The following is a 15,306-nucleotide window of genomic DNA, read 5'->3' on the forward strand; positions in this document are numbered from 1 at the left end:
TTACGACCGACCGCGCTACACATTAGCGCCTGGTGAAGATGACCTTGCCCGGATTGCCCTGCACGATGGCGTTGGGGCCAACGCTGCCGGACACCACGGAATTGGGTGCGATGATGACTCCGTCCGCGATCTCGGCGCCCGGCAGCACCACGGCACCAGAGCCGATCCAGACGTTGTTGCCGATCCTTGTCGTTGCACTGTCAGCCGATGTCGTCTCCAGCGCCGCGTGCAGCGCACCGCCGATGACGACGTTCGGGCTGATCAGGCAATCATCGCCAATCTGGATGCCGCCTGGATGCCCAAGGATGCAGCACCCGGTACCGACATCCGTGCGCTCACCGATCGCGACCGGCCCGCGCGCCGTGCTGATCAGGGTGAAGGCGCTGATGTTGGTCTTGCGACCAAGCCCAAGTGGCTCCCCCGCCTCGATTTCGGCGCGCGGGCTGACCAGGGCGCCGGTGCGCAGCATATGCTGCAGCGTGTGGCGCAGCGCGCCGGGCATGCGTGACTGCGCCGTTCGCCCGAGTGATGCGGCGGCGGTCATGCGGCGTGTCTCGCGATGGATCGCTGGATGTCACCGAGCGAGGCGATCTCGCCGATCTCCTGCATGGTGAAGCGCACGCCGAACTCCTCTTCCACCGCGCCGATGATGCGCAGATGTGCCAGCGAGTCCCAGGCTGCCAGGCTCTCGCGCCCGGCCGCGGCATCCACTTCGGCCGGGTCAAGCTCGAGCACGTCGCTGACCAGCAGCTTCAGGCGTTCGATAACGTTCATGCCTCATCCCCGAGGATCTGGAGCCAGTCGCAAGGCACCGGCCGCGCCATGTTACGTGGCAGCCGGTAGGTGATGGTGCCTGACGATGCGACATCGTCCGCAACCAGGCCTTGTTCCGCGAAATATCCGGCGGCCGGGTGGTTCTTGGCCGTCGGTACGAAGGGAGCGATGAGTTGGACCGCGTCGGGCCGCGCCAGCAGCCGTGTCTTGATGGCGTTCATCAGCGCCGTCTCGACACCGCGGCCGAGCGCGCGGCAGCTCATCAGCAGCGTGTCGACATGCAGCGCCGCCTCGGCTTCCCGAAGCACGGCAACACCGACGAGGCCGAGATCCCCGAAGCGGTCGGCAACGGAGACGCAGATCACCTCATGCGCCTCCGATGCCAGCATCGCCTCAAGCTCGCCCAGCGCATGCCGCTTGCCGGAGACGTTGAACTGGTTGGTCTTGGTGCAGAGCTGGGCGATGCGCGCCAGGTCCGCCGCGCGGGCACCTCGCAGACTCACGCGTGTTTCAAGGCCGGCGAGATAATCCTCGAAGCTGGCCGCCGTCGCCGACAGCCGGGTACGGGCCGCCGCCTGGACATACTGTTCCGCCTTGCCGATATCGTCCGGCAGAACCACCACCTTCTCGAAGCTGTGCAGCGCGTCGAGCGTGGCGACGAAGCGTGAGGGATCCTCCGGCAGCAACACCGCCTCGACCTCGGGCAGCAACTCGCGGACGAGCGTGACCTCGGCGGGGTTGTCGTCGATGAAGACCAGCGAATCCACGCCGATGTTCAGCTCCTGCGCGATGGCGCGCAGGCCTTCATGCTTCGCGTTCCACCCGATGGCGACGGCAGAGAAGTCTTCTCGCCGCAGCGGCATCTCCGGGCGCAACGCGAACACCTCCTCCACATCGGCCGGGTTGTTCTTGCTGCACAGCGCCAGCAGGATGCCGCGCTGCTTCAACGTGCGGATGCGCTGCTGGAACGCGGCGAAGGCCTCGCTGGTCGCGTCGCCCGGCCCGACCAGGACGCCCTGCGGCCCCTCCTCCCCGACCACACCACCCCAAAGCGTATTGTCGAGATCCAGAACCAGACATTTGCGCGCGGCGCCGCGAGCGGCAACGGCATGGCGCGCGAGAGCTTCGCCGACGGCCGCCATCATCGCCGGCGACCAGTCCATCTTGGCCAGGTGGAACAGGCGCGGATCAAAGGCGTGCGCGTGGCCGATGCCGGCGGCGACGCGGTCGATGTCGAGCAGCTGTACCCGCGCATGCCGGCGCATCCGCCGCAGCAGTTCCAGATTGAGGTCAAGGTGGAACTCGGCCTCTCCGAAGTCGGCCTTGCCGTCGGCGATGCCCAAGGCCGGCTGCGCGGGTGCGGGGAAGTTGGCCACGACGAGCGTGGCGCGGGTCCGTTGTGCCGCAAGCGACGCCCATTGCTCGACATGGTCCAGCACCTCGTCGCGCAGAGCGCGGCGCTGATTGTCGGACAGCGCAGGAAATCCCGCCATCGCCTCCGGCCGCAGCAGCCGCAGCGACAGGATCAGGACCAGCATGTCCGGCGCGAAATCCTGTAGCTGCGGCGAGAGGAGAGCCTGCATCTCCTGTCCGATGCCGCCGACGTGGGTGCGCACCAGGAAGCCATCGCGCGCACAGTGCGTCGTGACGTAGGGCGGCAGCAGGTCCAGCGTCACGTTGCCAAGCAGGCCGATCCGCAGGTCGGGCGCGTTGCGCAGCGCGCGAAGCCGGCGGTGGACGCCGCGGCAGAAGGCGCCGTCGAGCTGCGTCGGGTCCTGGCCCCGCAATTCGGTGCGGATCTCGGCGAAGCCCGGTTCGATGATGTTGGCAATGCTGTCCATGCCGGTCCTCACCCTTTCAAGCGACGTGCCGCGAGCCAGGCCGCCGGCAGGCTGCCGGCGAGGCTGCCCAGGCCGATGCCACAGATCACGCCCGCCAAACCCCACGGCGCGAAGAGGAAGGCACAGGCCACGCCGGCCGCCATGCCGAGCCAGCCCCAGCGGCTGAGCAGGACCATGTCACGCTCGGTGCCGCAGCCGATCAGGATGGCGCGCGGCAGCGCCTGCAAAACCTTGGCGCCTCCATTCAAGCAAGCCGCCAGGACCAGACCGAGCCCGATCTCGTAGCGGCCTGCTGTCAGCACATGCGCGACATAGGGCGCCGCGACGACAACGCCGAGCGTTGCGGCAGCCAGCAATGCGCCGACCGATAGCAACTCATCCCGCACCAGTTTCAACCGCGTCGTGCGGTCCTGCGTGATGCGCAGCTTCGGGACCAGTCCGAAGCCAGCGCCGGCCGACGCCATGCGGAACGGAAACAACGCGACCGAGGCAAGCACGCTGAACAGCGCAAGGTCGGCCAGCGTCAGCGCTACGGGAACCAGAAGGCGCTCGAGCTGGATGGTAATGGCGCCGATGGCGACGATGCTGAGCAGCGACGTCGCCTCGCGCCACGGAATCCGCACCGTCTCACCCTGCGCGGTGCAACCCGGCCGCGCCAGGGCCGCGAGGCCCAGGCCGGCGACGACCAGATTGCCGCCCGCAAACAGCGCCAGCGGGAACAGCGCGTCCGGCATCGGCACCAGCAGGCCAAGCGTGCCGATCGCCAGCAGCAGCCAACTGGCTGCCGTTGCAGCCGCCAGCGCCTCAAGCTCCCGCAGTGCCGCGCGCAGACGGGCGCCAACGACGAAGATGAGCCCGCCGCCGAGAATGGCCAGCGCGACCATCGTGGCTTCCAGCGTGCCGAAGCCGGCGATCAGTACCAGGGCGATGCCGACGCCTGTGCCGAACCCGGCCGCCACCGCGACCAGTAGCGCCAGCAGGCCCGGGCGCAGCGCGATGCGGTGCCGCAGCATCACCTGGTCGAGCCCGATCGGCGCAACGACGGCGAAGATGTTGAACAGTGCGATGGCTAGCGCGAAGCGGCCGAACTCCGCGACTTCCATGCTGCGTGCCAGCAGCAGGTTGCCCGCCGCGAAGGCACCGCCCGAGAGCCCGTAGATGGCGGAGGCGCGCACACCGGAGAAGCGCGCTGCAAGACCGCTGAGTGTCGACAGTGGGCGGCGGTGCCATGGCATGGCGGCGGTGTGCTCGCTCATGCGGCACTCCGGACCGGGTGCAGGCCGGCATCGACCGCAAGCTCGACTTCGTTGTAAGCACCGAGCAGGATCTCCGCGAACCGCGCCTTGCTGTAGCGCGTCTCGACCCGCTCGCGCGCGGCAGTGCCGAGACGGCGCCGCAACGCCGGGTCGCGCTCCAACGCCATCAGGCCGGCGCCAAGTGCTTCCGCGCTGGGTTGCACCAGCAGAGCACAGCTTTCGTCCAGCACCTGTGTGTGCGACAGGATGGCGGTGGCGAGGATTGGGCGAGACGCCATCATGTAGGAGTAGACCTTCATGGGCGTATTCACGCCGTGCAGACGAGGCGAGACGAGAATGTCCGCCTGCACCAGAAGGCCGGGCAGGCAATCCAACGGCATCGGTCCGAGAAATCGTACGCGGCCGTCGCCGGTTCGCCGAGCATCCTCAGGCAGTCCGCCGACTACGACGACGTCGATGACGCTGTCATCGGGCAGCATCTCCGCCGCGCGCAGCAGCAGGTCGACGCCCTGGTAGTGCTGGAGATTGCCGACATAGAGCGCGACGAGCCGCCCAGGCGATTCGCCGTGGATGCGCTGCGCCACGGCGGTGTCGTCCCACAGGGGAAAGTCGTGCAGCACGCGGCATGGCGTCCGCGGCGCATCCTCCGCCACGCGCTGGGCCAGTGCCGGGCAGACGCACAGGATCTGGTCGCTGCCGCGCATCGCCACGCGCTCCAGGGCGCGCATCAGGCGGCCGAGTGGACGCATCCGCGGCCACTTCTCAATGATCTGGTCCGACATGATGGAGTCCATGTCGTAGATCAGCTTCGTTCGGAAGATCAGCCGCATTACCAGGGCAAGAAAGACGCTGTCCTCGACCGCGTGGATGCAGTCGTGCCGTTCGCGCCGCAGCAGACGAAAGGCGGTGGCGAACAGCGACAGGCTGCACAGCATCTTCTGCCATGACAGACCAACCGGGACGTCCCGCACCAGCGGCGGCCTGGCGCTGCGAACATGCCGCACGCCCGGCATTGCAACGTCGCGGCCGCCGGGAAAGGTGACGAGATCCACGGCATGCCCGGCGGAGGCGAGCGTTTCGGCCACTGCGCGCACGGCGATGGGCGTGCCGCGATCCACGAAGAAGGGCTGCGGCGCGAGGAGCAGAATCTTCACGCGCTCAGCTCCTCCGCCCGCCGATTCGCCGCAGGCGCAGCATGGCCTGGTCGCGCAGAAAGGTGGCCGGGCCGGCAAGCGTGCCGTAGCGCTTCAGCGTGGCGGGGCGCTCCACGGCGCGCCGCAGAGCCGCCATCGGGCGCCTGAGGCTGATGCCACCCGGCACTAGGCTGCCGAACTGTCCCGCGGCCGGCGCCGCGCCGGGCAGCGTGTCCGTGCCCGGAAGCACGGCGATGCCGCGCCGGGCCGCCTCCTGGAACGCCGCAGGCGTCGGCCACAGCCTGGGGCGCGCGGCGTTGTCACCGAGCGCCAGCGTCTGCGGCGGCAGATCCTTGACAAGGCCTTCGACGACGGTGCCGCGATGCCCAAGCCATTTGCCGACGCCCCAGGGCAGGACAGCGAGCACATCCTGCTGCGCGAGGTCACGCAGCATCGTAGAGGCGGGCATTCCGTCGCGCGGCCGCAGGCGCGTTCCGAAGGCCAGAATTTCCAGCCGCTCCGCCGTCAACACCTGGTGGCCGGCAACGATGATGATCCTTGCGTCGCCACGCGCCGCGACCAGCGAGGCCACCTCCTCCGTTGCCTGCATCGTCCAGCCCGCCGTGGTGCCTTCGGCGAGCTCCGCGAAGACCTGCTGCCCCGGCATCTCCGCCAGCATCAGCACGCCGACCGGCGCCCCGTTCACCCGCGCGAATGCGGTTGCGGCGGAGTCGAGGACGACCGCCATGTCGCCGGCCTGATGCGCGTGGACATGCCAATCCACCGGCGTCTGCGAGACGTTCATGCGGGCGCGTCGGCGAGGAAGCTGGAGAGCTTCGCCGGCCGCGTCTGCTCGCCTGGCCAGATGCGGGCGATGACCTTGCGGGAAAGCCAGCGTGCCGTTGTCAGCTTGACCCCGGAGACGCTGAACAAGCCACGCGGGCCACCATGGCGACCGTGGTCGAGGATGATGTCGCGATGCGCCGGCTCCAGCTTCCGCGCAGCCTCCGGCACCACGCCCTGGCTGACCCGCTGGACCCGCGCGCGCCCAAACCCGAGCCCGGGTGCCGCGGCGTCCAGTGCGGCGAGTGCGGCCGGAATGTCCTGCGCGCCGTAGAAGGTGCCGGCATGCAGGCCCTGCGCCGAGGGACGGACGAAAAGCCGCTTGCCTGTCCCGATGGCGAAGGCGGCGGACAGGGGCTTGTCATGCGCCAGGTGCAGGTTCCACGCCGGCAGCGGGGTGAAGAAGGCAGGACCTTGCGGATGCGCGGCACGCGCGAGCGCGGCGAGGCCGGCACCAGTGCAGTTCACCATCACGGTCGTGCGAAATGCGTGGCGTTCGCCGGTGGCTGTGTCGAGCGCCAGCACAGCCTCGATGCGGCCGTTCTCGCCCTGACGCACGCCCTGCACGGCAATGCCCGACAGGCAGGTGGCGCCTGCGTGGCGCGCGCGGGCAACCATCGCATCGACAAGCGCAGGAGGATCGACGATCTCGACGTCATGCCAGCAGCCAGCGCCACGCACCGGCTGCACGGCCAGCCATGGCGCGAGTTCCAGCAACTCATCGCGGCCGAGCAGACGCGGCGTCGGCAGGTCGGGCGCCGCATGGCCTGCCGCGGCGCTGCCAAGGCGGTCCATCATCGCGGCAATGCCGAACAGTTTTGGCTTGGCACGATCGCTGGCATAGAAGGGCAGCACGCAGCGCAATGGCTTTACCAGTCCGGCGAAGTTGCGCAGATACCAGGCCTGCTCGATCCGTGAGCGCAGCAGCCGCACCACGTCAAGGTCCTGCCAGTAGCGAAAGCCGCCATGCACGATGCCGTAGCTGGCCGCGGTGCTGCCGCCGCCGAAGGCGCCGGACTCCAACAGCAGCACGCGCAAGCCGCGCGCGGCGGCCTCGGTCGCCAGGGTCAGGCCCTGGATACCGCCGCCGGCGATGACCGCATCGTAGGCCTCGGCGTCAGGCGACATTGTCGGCTCGGTGGTCCAGGCGCCGCTCGCCCACTGCGCCAGGCTCCGCCGCGGCCGGCTCGGCCTCCGAACGGATCATCGCCTCGATCAGCAGGTCATCGCTGCTTTTGGCGCGGGTGAAGACCACGATCTCGCCGATCAGGCCCACTGCGGTCACCTGCACGCCGAGCACCACCAGCAGCACCGCAAGGATCAAGGCCGGGCGGTCGGCCAGCGGCAGGTCATAGGCCAGCTTCTGGAAGCTCAGCGCAAGCCCGACCAGCACGCCGAGCGCCGCGATGGCGAGGCCGAGCGAGCCGAAGAACCGGAACGGCTTGAGCGTGAAGCGCAGCAGGAAGTACATCGTCCCGAGGTCGAGCAGCCGCTCGACGAAGGTGGACGGGCGTCGCGTGCGCATGCGGCGGTCATTGTCGTGCTGCTGCAGCGTGATTTGCGCCACGCGGTAGCCGCGGCTTTCCGCCAGAACCGGCAGGAACCGGTGCTGTTCGCCATACATGTTGATGGCGCGCGCGACATTGGCGCGGATCAGACGGACGCTGCAGCCGAGGTCGCTGAACCGCGCGCCCGAGAACCGCGCGAGGTCGCGGAACAGCCGGCCCTGGATGCGGTTCAGCAGCAGGTCGGCCGACCGGTCGCGCGAGGCGACCACGAGGTCCGCCTTCTCCAGCTGGTCGAACATCGCGGGCAGCGTCTTTGGTTCCACCTGATAGTACGGCGGCAGTGTCAGGATCAGCGGGCTGGTGCTGTTCTGGAATCCGACGCTGAGCGCGGAGGCTTCGCCGAAGGGGCGCGGCAGGGTGATGATGCGGATCGGTGCGCCGCCATCCCGCAGCGTCTCCAACGGCAGGCTCACCTCGGGGCGAGGGCCATCGAGGATGTAGATGAACTCTGCATCCGGTGCGACCGTCGCCAGTCCGGCGCGGTAGGCGTGGAATACTTCCGCCGGATCATCGAAGCGGTCCGTGACCGGGATCACCACGGCAAGCGAGGGCTGGCGATCCTGCGACAGCGGTCGCGCCAGCACATCGGCGAAGTGGAAGGATGCGTGCGTCATGCGTTGCGCCCCGGGTTGGCGTCGCCGAGGCGCGCCGCGATGGTTGCGAAGATCTGCAGATTGAGGCCGCCGGTCTGCGCGATGAGAAGCCCGAGCAGCCCCCAGGTCACGATGAAGACCGACAGCGAAAGCAGCAGCAGCGCCACGCCGAGCGACACGACATAGCCCCACTGGGAGATCGATCCGGTCCAGACACCGAAGCCCATGGCCCACAGGCTGAGCAGCATGGCCGGCGCCGCGGCGGCCAGCACCCAGGCGTAAGGCCGGCGCGTGAAGCCGAGCAGGAACCGGATCGAGATCAGGTCGAGGAACACGGCGATGATGCGCGAATAGCCGTATTTCGATTCGCCGAACTTGCGCGGGTGATGCCGCACCCGCATCTGCGCCAGCCGCGCACCCGCGAGGCTCGCGAGCGCCGGGATGAAGCGATGCATGTCGGCGTACAGTGGCACGTTGCGGATCAGGTCGCCGCGATACAGCTTCAGCGAACAGCCGGTGTCCTTGACCTCCGTTCGCATCACGCGGCGGATCATCCAATTGGCGACCTTCGACGGCAGCACGCGCAGCGTCGCGTCCTGCCGCTTGTGCCGCCAGCCGACGACCAGGTCGTTGCCCTGACGCAGCAGCGCCAGCATTTCCACGATATCCGCCGGGTCGTTCTGCAGATCGCCATCCATTGTGGCGACGACCTCTCCGCGTGAGTGGCGGATGCCGGTTGCCATGGCGGCGGTCTGGCCGAAATTGCGGCGGAACTTGATGACGCAGACGCGCCGGTCTGCCGCCGCCAGCGCGGCCGCACGCTCATGCGTCCTGTCGCGGCTGCCGTCATCGACCAGGACGAGCTCGAACCGGATGCCGGCCGGCTGCAACGCCGCGATCACCGCCTCGTAGAGTGGGACGACGTTGTCCTCCTCGTTGTGCAGGGGCACGACGACCGAGAGCTCCGGCAGCGCGAGTTCAGTCATGCGGGGCGACCTGCGAGGCGCGCATCGCGGCGGGGTGAGCTGGCTCCATTCATCCTGCGCACGCATCCCTCCTCAGGTGCCCGCGCAACGTGGTAGTACGCGGGATGCGGCGGCAGTATGGAAAGCCATACCCGCCCGATATCCAGAGTGTAGCATGCGACAACGGACGCAGAAGCGTTGACTGTTTAGTCTTAATGCGACGCGCGACGATGTGATTGGTGCATCGACATGTCGGAAATTGACACCAGCTCCAGTCGCGATGGTCTTAAGTTAGAAAAGTTCTCTGAATGCAACTCAATTTACTTTTGAGGACCACTCGATGAGCGGTGGTGGCCGTTGCTGGTTTCCGGTGAAGGCTTGCCTCTGCGCCCTCACTCTCTTTTCCTGGGGATAGGGCGCCGATGGATCAACAAGCCATCAGCGTGCGACTTTTTGCGAAGACTCGGCTCGGCGTGGCCGTATAGGGCTGATCTTCGTCTTGATTGCGGGATCGTCTCCGCAGTGCCTGAGCAGCCATGGGAGGTTCCGCTGACCCGCATGCATCGTCCGGCCTCCGCCGTCCCGGCCAGCATGGCAACGACACCAACGCGCGCCCCTTGGCTCCCGGCCGGCGTCGCGGAAGCTCTGCTGGTTTTCCTGCTGGCTTTGCTGGTGCGGCTCGATGCGATGACCGGCCTGCCGCCACAGCCCGACGACCTCTATCATTTCTATGCGGCGCAATCCTACCTGGCAGATGGCAGCTTCGGCGTCTTCTCCGGCACCTATGTCCGCGCTGCCGACTTCACTCGACTCGTCGCAGCCTCGATGGGCCTGTTCGGCCACAGCCTCGGCGCCGCCCGGATTCCATCACTGCTGGCCAGCGCGCTTCTTGTTGCGCTGGTCTATCTGTGGCTGCGGCGTGAAGCGGGGCTCGGCATCGCGATCCTGGCCGCCGCGCTGCTCATCCTGCTGTACCCGACCGTGCTGGTCGGCGCGCTGGTACGCTTCTACGCATTGCAGGCCCTGCTGTTCTGGGCCGGAACCGCGCTGCTGTACCGCGTGGTGACGGAAGGCAGCGCGCGGCTGTCCTCCGTGTTGAAGACGGGGCTGGCGCTGGTGCTGCTCGCGGCGGCGGCGCGGTTGCAGATCGTCACGCTGATCGGGCTGATGGGGTTCGGCGCCTGGGCGGCCTTGTACCTGACCTGGCGCATCCGCCATGCGGTGCGGCCCGCCTGGCTTGCAGTGGGCTGGGTGGCGCTGCTCCTGGGTGGTGCGAGCCTCGCCTTCCTCGTTGCGCAGACCGGGTTCGGCGCGCGACTGCTGGAGACTTACCGCTCGGCGTCGCTGTGGGCGCAGCCGGACCGCGACAACGTGCTGTTCTACTACTACCTGCTGGCGCAGCATTACGGCGTACTCGGCAACTACCTGCCGCTGGCGGCGGTGGCAGCCTTCGCCTTCTTCCCGCGCCCAGCACTGTTCTGCGCCATCGTGCTGTGCGTCGGCCTGCTACTGCATTCCTTCGGCGGCATGAAGCAGGATCGCTATATCGCTTATCTCCTGCCTTATTTCGCGGCGCTGTGGGCGATGGCGGCCTGGCCGATGCTGCGGGCGTTGCAGACGCGGCTCTCGGTGATGCTGGCGCCACGTTGGCGGATGGCGGCGCCGCTCGCGCTCGGCGGCGTTGCACTGCTTTTGGCGGCGCTGCTGGTGAAGGAAGTTCCGGTGCTGGAGCGCACGGCGCGCTCGGTCGTGCTGCCGCCGGATCGGCCCCTTGTCATGGATGCCGGCCGCGGCTGGCAGGCCAGCCGGGCGCGCCTTCTGCCATTGGCGCGCCAGGCGGAGGTTTTCCTGGCGGATGACGATCTGCAGGCAGCTTTCCATGTTGCCCGTGCCGACTTCTTCATGAACCGCAGCCAGCTTCTGGAAAACGACCCCGCGGAGGAGTTCGTCCGCGATTTCCGGACCGGCACGCCCATGATCAGCAGCGCCGAATCGCTAAGCGCGATCGTTGCCTGCTTTGATCGTGGATTGGTGGTCAGCGGCACGCTGGCACTGTCCTGGCTGACACCCGAGGCACGACAGGTGATCGAGACGCAGATGCGGCCGGTTGAGCTGGTTGGACCGCTGCACGGCTACGAATGGAATCGCGGAGCGCAGATCCCGGCTGCCGAACCCTCGGCAGATTGCGGAAGGTTGCGGGCCTTCGTCGCGGAAACGGCGCCACATCGCGTCGCGCCCTAAGGACGATCCGCGACGCGATCTTTTCACTGTCCGCACGAGTTCGCGCTGTCGCTTCACGATGCGCGGAGCGGCACCGCGAAGCCTGGAAGCTTGCGGCATCCTCCCACATCCTGCGAAGTCTGGGGCCTGCGACGTGCGGCTCCCGTCGAGGTCCCTTCGAGTTCAGGAGGGGTCGGTCGAGGAAGATGATCATACATTCTAGCGCTCATCCCACCCTCGCCCCGCGTGCCGTTCCTGCCACGGATGACCTGCCCCGCCTTGCGGCCCATGGCCTGTTGGACCTGGGCTGGGTGGCGCTGCACCGTGACGAGGTGCCGCATTCGGCGCTGCCTTCGGTCGAGGCCGGTTTGATCCTGGCGCATCCAGGCTTCGGGATCGCGCTGCTGGACGTGGCCCCGGCTCGGTCTGCCGATTCGGCCGTACGCCTGCGGCAACGCCTGGCCGCGGCCGACTTCGGCAAAGCTTTCCCGGGCTGGCTACCGATCATCCACAGGAACCTGGAGGCGGAGGACCTGTGGCGCCTGCCGTTGGTGCTGGACCATGCCTTCGCAGCCGAGCCGCCTCTGGAGTTGCACGGACGGGCCTGGATGGAGGCCGTGCAGCAGGCCCTGCTGACCCAGCGCGGGCCGGCCGTGGCGGCTGTGGAACCTGGCGGCCCGGCGGAGCCCGACATCCTGACGGCGGAGGCGGCGGAGAGACCGCCAGCACCGTTGCCTGCGGCGTTCGATGGGAATGCAGAGGCCCCGGTGCTCGGGCCGGCTGCGGCGCCGCGCCGAGCCCGGCCCCTGCGAGGCTTGGCGCAAGCCTCCGGCATTGTCCTGCTGGTGCTGGGGGCCGGTGCCGGGCTGGCGCATTACATGGGCCAGGTCGACGCACCGCCGGCGGCCCCGACCGATGGGGCCCAGGCTGTCGAGACACAGGCTGTCGAGACACAGGCTGCGCAAACCGAGGCCGGGCTACGCATCGTGCTGCACCATCCGCCGGGCCGCCGGGTGGCGGCCATGACGCTGGCCGAGCCGATCCGGCATTCGCAGAACCTGGTCGAATTCCGCGACTTCGATGCGGCGGCGTCCGCGCCACAGGCCCAGGTGGTCCGCTACTTCCACGACTCCGACCTGGCAGCGGCGCAGGACGTGCAGCGCGGCCTGGGGGCGGGCTGGAGGCTACAGGACTTCACCCACCTGGCCGAGGGCGCGGCGCGTGGCGTCTTGGAAATCTGGCTGCCGGCCAATGAACCGGCTGCGTCGAGGCCAGACACGCTGGAAACCGGTGCGAGCGCCCCGGTGGCGCTGGCCGCTGCCGCAGGTGGGGCCGCAGGCTCGGACACGGTGCCGGTGGACACGGTTCCGGTGGACGTGCCGCTGCCGGACAACGCGGCGCAAAGCAGCGCGCTGCCGGAACTCCCTGCCGCCGTAGCCCAGCCGCCGGAGCCTGACTTGGCGGCGGCACCATTGGACCAGGACTCAGTGCCCGCCGCCGCGTCGGCACCGGTCCAGATGCCTGCACAGCCGCCCGCCCTGCCCAACGACCAGTCCGTGAGCCGGGCCGCCCCGGCGGCAGCGGAAGCTGTGCCGGGCGATGGATCGGACGGGCCGGTTACCGAACCGCGGGGACCGCAACCGGGGTCAGCGCCCGGAATTCTGGCGCCGTCAACCAGCGCCGCGGATGCGCCGGTACCTGCAACGTCGTGGCCGCCAGACTCGGCGGTGGCGGACTCGGCGGTGGCGGACGCGGCGGTGGCGGCTGATCCGCCCGGTCCGCCAGCGGTTGCCACTCCGGCAACCCAGGCTCCCGCCCCCGAGACCGGAACGCCACCCAGCGAGAATCCTGGAAGCCACGTCGCGGCGTCCGCAGAGCCGCCCCGCCCGGCGGAGCCCGCACCGGCACCCCAGTTGGCGGCGCCCGCATCGGCACCCCGCGCGGCGGAGCCCGCATCGGCGCCCCGCGCGGCGGAGCCCGCAGCTTTGCCGCTTGCGCCTGCCCCACAAGCCGCTCCGCAAGCCACGGTGCTCAGCCCGGCGCTGGTCGCGGCGCTGCTGGCCCGTGGGAACCAGATGTTCCAGCAGGGCGACATTTCCGGCGCGCGGCTGCTGTTCGCTCGTGCGGCCAACGCCGGCAGCGCCGCGGCCGCCACCGCCATGGCCCGCAGCTTCGACGAGTCGGTGCTGACCAACCTCGGCGCGCGGGGCATCCGGCCGGATGCGGCGCAGGCGGCCGCCTGGTACCGCCGCGCCGCCGAACTCGAATCCGTACGCTGACAGGAGCATGGACATGACACTCGGCCACCCGCCCGCGCCGCCCGGACGGCGCGCCCTGCTGCTGGCGATGGCCGCGGGTCTCGTCGCGCGTGATGCCGCGGCGCAATCAGGCTCGGGCAATCCGATGCAGCAACTCAGCGCCATGTCGGCGCGGGCAAATGCCGGCACGGTCGGCCTGATCGCCGGCGGCGTGGACGGCACCTATATCCGCATCGCAGCCGACCTCGCCGCCGTCCTGGACAACGACAATGTCCGCGTCATCGCGATGATCGGCCGCGGCTCCGTGCAGAACCTGGCGGACATCATGGTGCTGCGCGGCGTCGACCTCGGTATCGTGCAGTCGGACGTGCTGGCCTATGCGCGGCGCGAGCGGCTGTTCCCCTCCGTCGAGCGCCTGGTCCAGTATGTCTGCAAGCTGTACGACGAGGAGGTGCATGTCCTTGCCCGTCCGGGCATCGAGCGGGTGCAGGACCTGGCCGGCCAGCCGGTGAATGTCGACCTGCGCGGCAGCGGCACCGCCATGACGGCCTCCCTCGTGTTCAGCGCGCTTGGGCTGCAAGTGCAGGAACGCAATGAGCCGCAGGACGTGGCGCTGGAACAACTGCGGCGCGGGGAAATCGCGGCGCTGGTCTATGTCGCGGGGAAGCCGGCCCGGCTGTTCACCGGCATCCGGCCGGAGGAGGGGCTGCGCCTGCTCCCCCTGCCCACAGAGCCTGCGTTGCTGGAGACCTACCTGCCGGCGCAGTTCACCCGGGCCGACTACCCGTCGGTCGTGCCGGAATCCGGCACGGAGACGGTGGCGGTGGGCGCCGTGCTGGCCTGCTACGCCTGGCAACCGGGCAGCGAGCGGCACCGCAAGGTCGCCCGCTTCGTCGAGGCGTTGCAGGCCAATTTCGACAGCTTCCTGCGGCCGCCCCGCCACCCGAAATGGCGCGAGGTGAACCTGGCCGCCACGGTGCCGGGCTGGACCCGCTTCAACGCCTGAGGCCGCCGGTAGCCCTCTCGTGGCGACCGTGGAAACATGCGTACCCAGGCCACCGGGACGCAGCAGAACATGACCAGCAGAACCGCCCTCGTCACCGGTGCCGGCCGCGGCATCGGGCTTGCCACCGCCCGGCGCTTTCGCGCCGATGGCTGGCGCGTTGCGCTGCTGGATATCGATGCGGCGCTGCTGGACCAGGCGATGGCCGCGCTCGCCGCGCCGGAGGCAACGCTGGCGCTGCCGTGTGACGTCGCCGATGCACCCGCCATCTTTACCGCGGTACGCCAGGCAGCGGCGCATTTCGGCCGCCTGGATGCGCTGGTGAACAATGCCGGCACCGCCGTGTTCAAGCCGATCCTGGAGACGACGCCGGAGGAATGGGCGCGGGTGCTGGCGGTGAACCTGACGGGCCCGTTCCTCGCGACCCAGGCGGCGGCGCCGTTAATGGCGGAACATGGGGGCGGCGCGGTGGTGAACGTCACCTCCATCTCCGGCCTGCGTGCCTCCACGCTGCGCGTCGCCTACGGCACCAGCAAGGCCGGCCTCGCACATCTGACGAAGCAGCAGGCGGTGGAACTGGGCGCGCTCGGCATCCGTGTGAATGCGGTGGCGCCGGGGCCGGTGGACACAGCCATGGCGAAGGCGGTGCACACGCCGGAAATACGCGCGGACTACCACGACCACATCCCGCTCGGCCGCTACGGGCTGGAGGAGGAGTTGGCCGAGGCGATCTTCTTCCTGTGCAGCGACCGCGCCAGCTACCTGACCGGGCAGGTGATCGCAGTCGATGGCGGCTTCGACGCCACCGGGATCGGGCTGCCGACGCTGCGGGCGCAGCGCCGCAACCTGTGA

Annotated in this window: 13 protein-coding genes; 4 read left to right on the forward strand and 9 right to left on the reverse strand. The window is 69.1% G+C overall.

The window, feature by feature from the left end; all coding sequences use genetic code 11:
- Window positions 1-22: 22 nt before the first annotated feature.
- The 9 genes from ACLF3G_RS08045 to ACLF3G_RS08085 are packed head-to-tail and all read right to left on the reverse strand — an operon-like array spanning window position 23 to window position 8,994.
- Entirely contained in the window at window positions 23-544 is a 522-nt protein-coding gene (locus ACLF3G_RS08045) for an acyltransferase (RefSeq protein WP_430668844.1), read from the reverse strand.
- On the reverse strand, window positions 541-774 hold the full coding sequence (locus ACLF3G_RS08050; RefSeq protein WP_430668845.1) for an acyl carrier protein: 234 nt from the start codon (window positions 772-774) through the stop codon (window positions 541-543). The genes ACLF3G_RS08045 and ACLF3G_RS08050 overlap by 4 nt, the downstream gene beginning before the upstream one ends.
- Window positions 771-2,615 carry an HAD-IIIC family phosphatase gene (locus ACLF3G_RS08055; RefSeq protein ID WP_430668846.1) on the reverse strand — a complete coding sequence of 615 codons (1,845 nt, stop codon included), beginning with the start codon at window positions 2,613-2,615 and terminating at the stop codon, window positions 771-773. The genes ACLF3G_RS08050 and ACLF3G_RS08055 overlap by 4 nt, the downstream gene beginning before the upstream one ends.
- A gap of 8 nt (window positions 2,616-2,623) precedes the next feature.
- A complete protein-coding gene (locus ACLF3G_RS08060; protein ID WP_430668847.1) occupies window positions 2,624-3,871 on the reverse strand; it encodes a hypothetical protein in 1,248 nt (415 codons plus the stop codon).
- Window positions 3,868-5,025 (reverse strand): glycosyltransferase family 4 protein, encoded by a 1,158-nt coding sequence (locus ACLF3G_RS08065; RefSeq protein WP_430668848.1) that lies wholly within the window; start codon window positions 5,023-5,025, stop codon window positions 3,868-3,870. The genes ACLF3G_RS08060 and ACLF3G_RS08065 overlap by 4 nt, the downstream gene beginning before the upstream one ends.
- Window positions 5,026-5,029: 4 nt before the next feature.
- Window positions 5,030-5,809 (reverse strand): hypothetical protein, encoded by a 780-nt coding sequence (locus ACLF3G_RS08070; RefSeq protein ID WP_430668849.1) that lies wholly within the window; start codon window positions 5,807-5,809, stop codon window positions 5,030-5,032.
- The gene (locus tag ACLF3G_RS08075) at window positions 5,806-6,975 is read right to left on the reverse strand and encodes an FAD-dependent oxidoreductase (RefSeq protein ID WP_430668850.1); all 1,170 of its coding nucleotides are present in this window, start codon (window positions 6,973-6,975) and stop codon (window positions 5,806-5,808) included. The genes ACLF3G_RS08070 and ACLF3G_RS08075 overlap by 4 nt, the downstream gene beginning before the upstream one ends.
- The gene (locus tag ACLF3G_RS08080) at window positions 6,965-8,029 is read right to left on the reverse strand and encodes a glycosyltransferase (RefSeq protein WP_430668851.1); all 1,065 of its coding nucleotides are present in this window, start codon (window positions 8,027-8,029) and stop codon (window positions 6,965-6,967) included. Before ACLF3G_RS08080 ends, ACLF3G_RS08075 begins: the two co-directional genes overlap by 11 nt.
- Window positions 8,026-8,994 carry a glycosyltransferase family 2 protein gene (locus tag ACLF3G_RS08085; protein ID WP_430668852.1) on the reverse strand — a complete coding sequence of 323 codons (969 nt, stop codon included), beginning with the start codon at window positions 8,992-8,994 and terminating at the stop codon, window positions 8,026-8,028. Before ACLF3G_RS08085 ends, ACLF3G_RS08080 begins: the two co-directional genes overlap by 4 nt.
- A 570-nt stretch (window positions 8,995-9,564) precedes the next feature.
- On the opposite strand from ACLF3G_RS08085, the gene ACLF3G_RS08090 reads away from it, so the two are divergent.
- From ACLF3G_RS08090 to ACLF3G_RS08105, 4 genes are all read left to right on the forward strand, one after another.
- Window positions 9,565-11,214: a hypothetical protein gene (locus ACLF3G_RS08090; RefSeq protein ID WP_430668853.1), complete on the forward strand. Its 1,650-nt coding sequence runs from the start codon at window positions 9,565-9,567 to the stop codon at window positions 11,212-11,214.
- A gap of 275 nt (window positions 11,215-11,489) precedes the next feature.
- Window positions 11,490-13,472: a hypothetical protein gene (locus tag ACLF3G_RS08095; RefSeq protein ID WP_430668854.1), complete on the forward strand. Its 1,983-nt coding sequence runs from the start codon at window positions 11,490-11,492 to the stop codon at window positions 13,470-13,472.
- Window positions 13,473-13,485: 13 nt separating this feature from the next.
- The gene (locus ACLF3G_RS08100) at window positions 13,486-14,457 is read left to right on the forward strand and encodes a TAXI family TRAP transporter solute-binding subunit (protein ID WP_430668855.1); all 972 of its coding nucleotides are present in this window, start codon (window positions 13,486-13,488) and stop codon (window positions 14,455-14,457) included.
- A gap of 69 nt (window positions 14,458-14,526) precedes the next feature.
- The gene (locus ACLF3G_RS08105; RefSeq protein WP_430668856.1) at window positions 14,527-15,306 is read left to right on the forward strand and encodes an SDR family NAD(P)-dependent oxidoreductase; all 780 of its coding nucleotides are present in this window, start codon (window positions 14,527-14,529) and stop codon (window positions 15,304-15,306) included.

It is taken from the genome of Falsiroseomonas sp. HC035, assembly GCF_050563525.1.
Taxonomy (GTDB): Bacteria; Pseudomonadota; Alphaproteobacteria; order Acetobacterales; family Acetobacteraceae; genus Falsiroseomonas.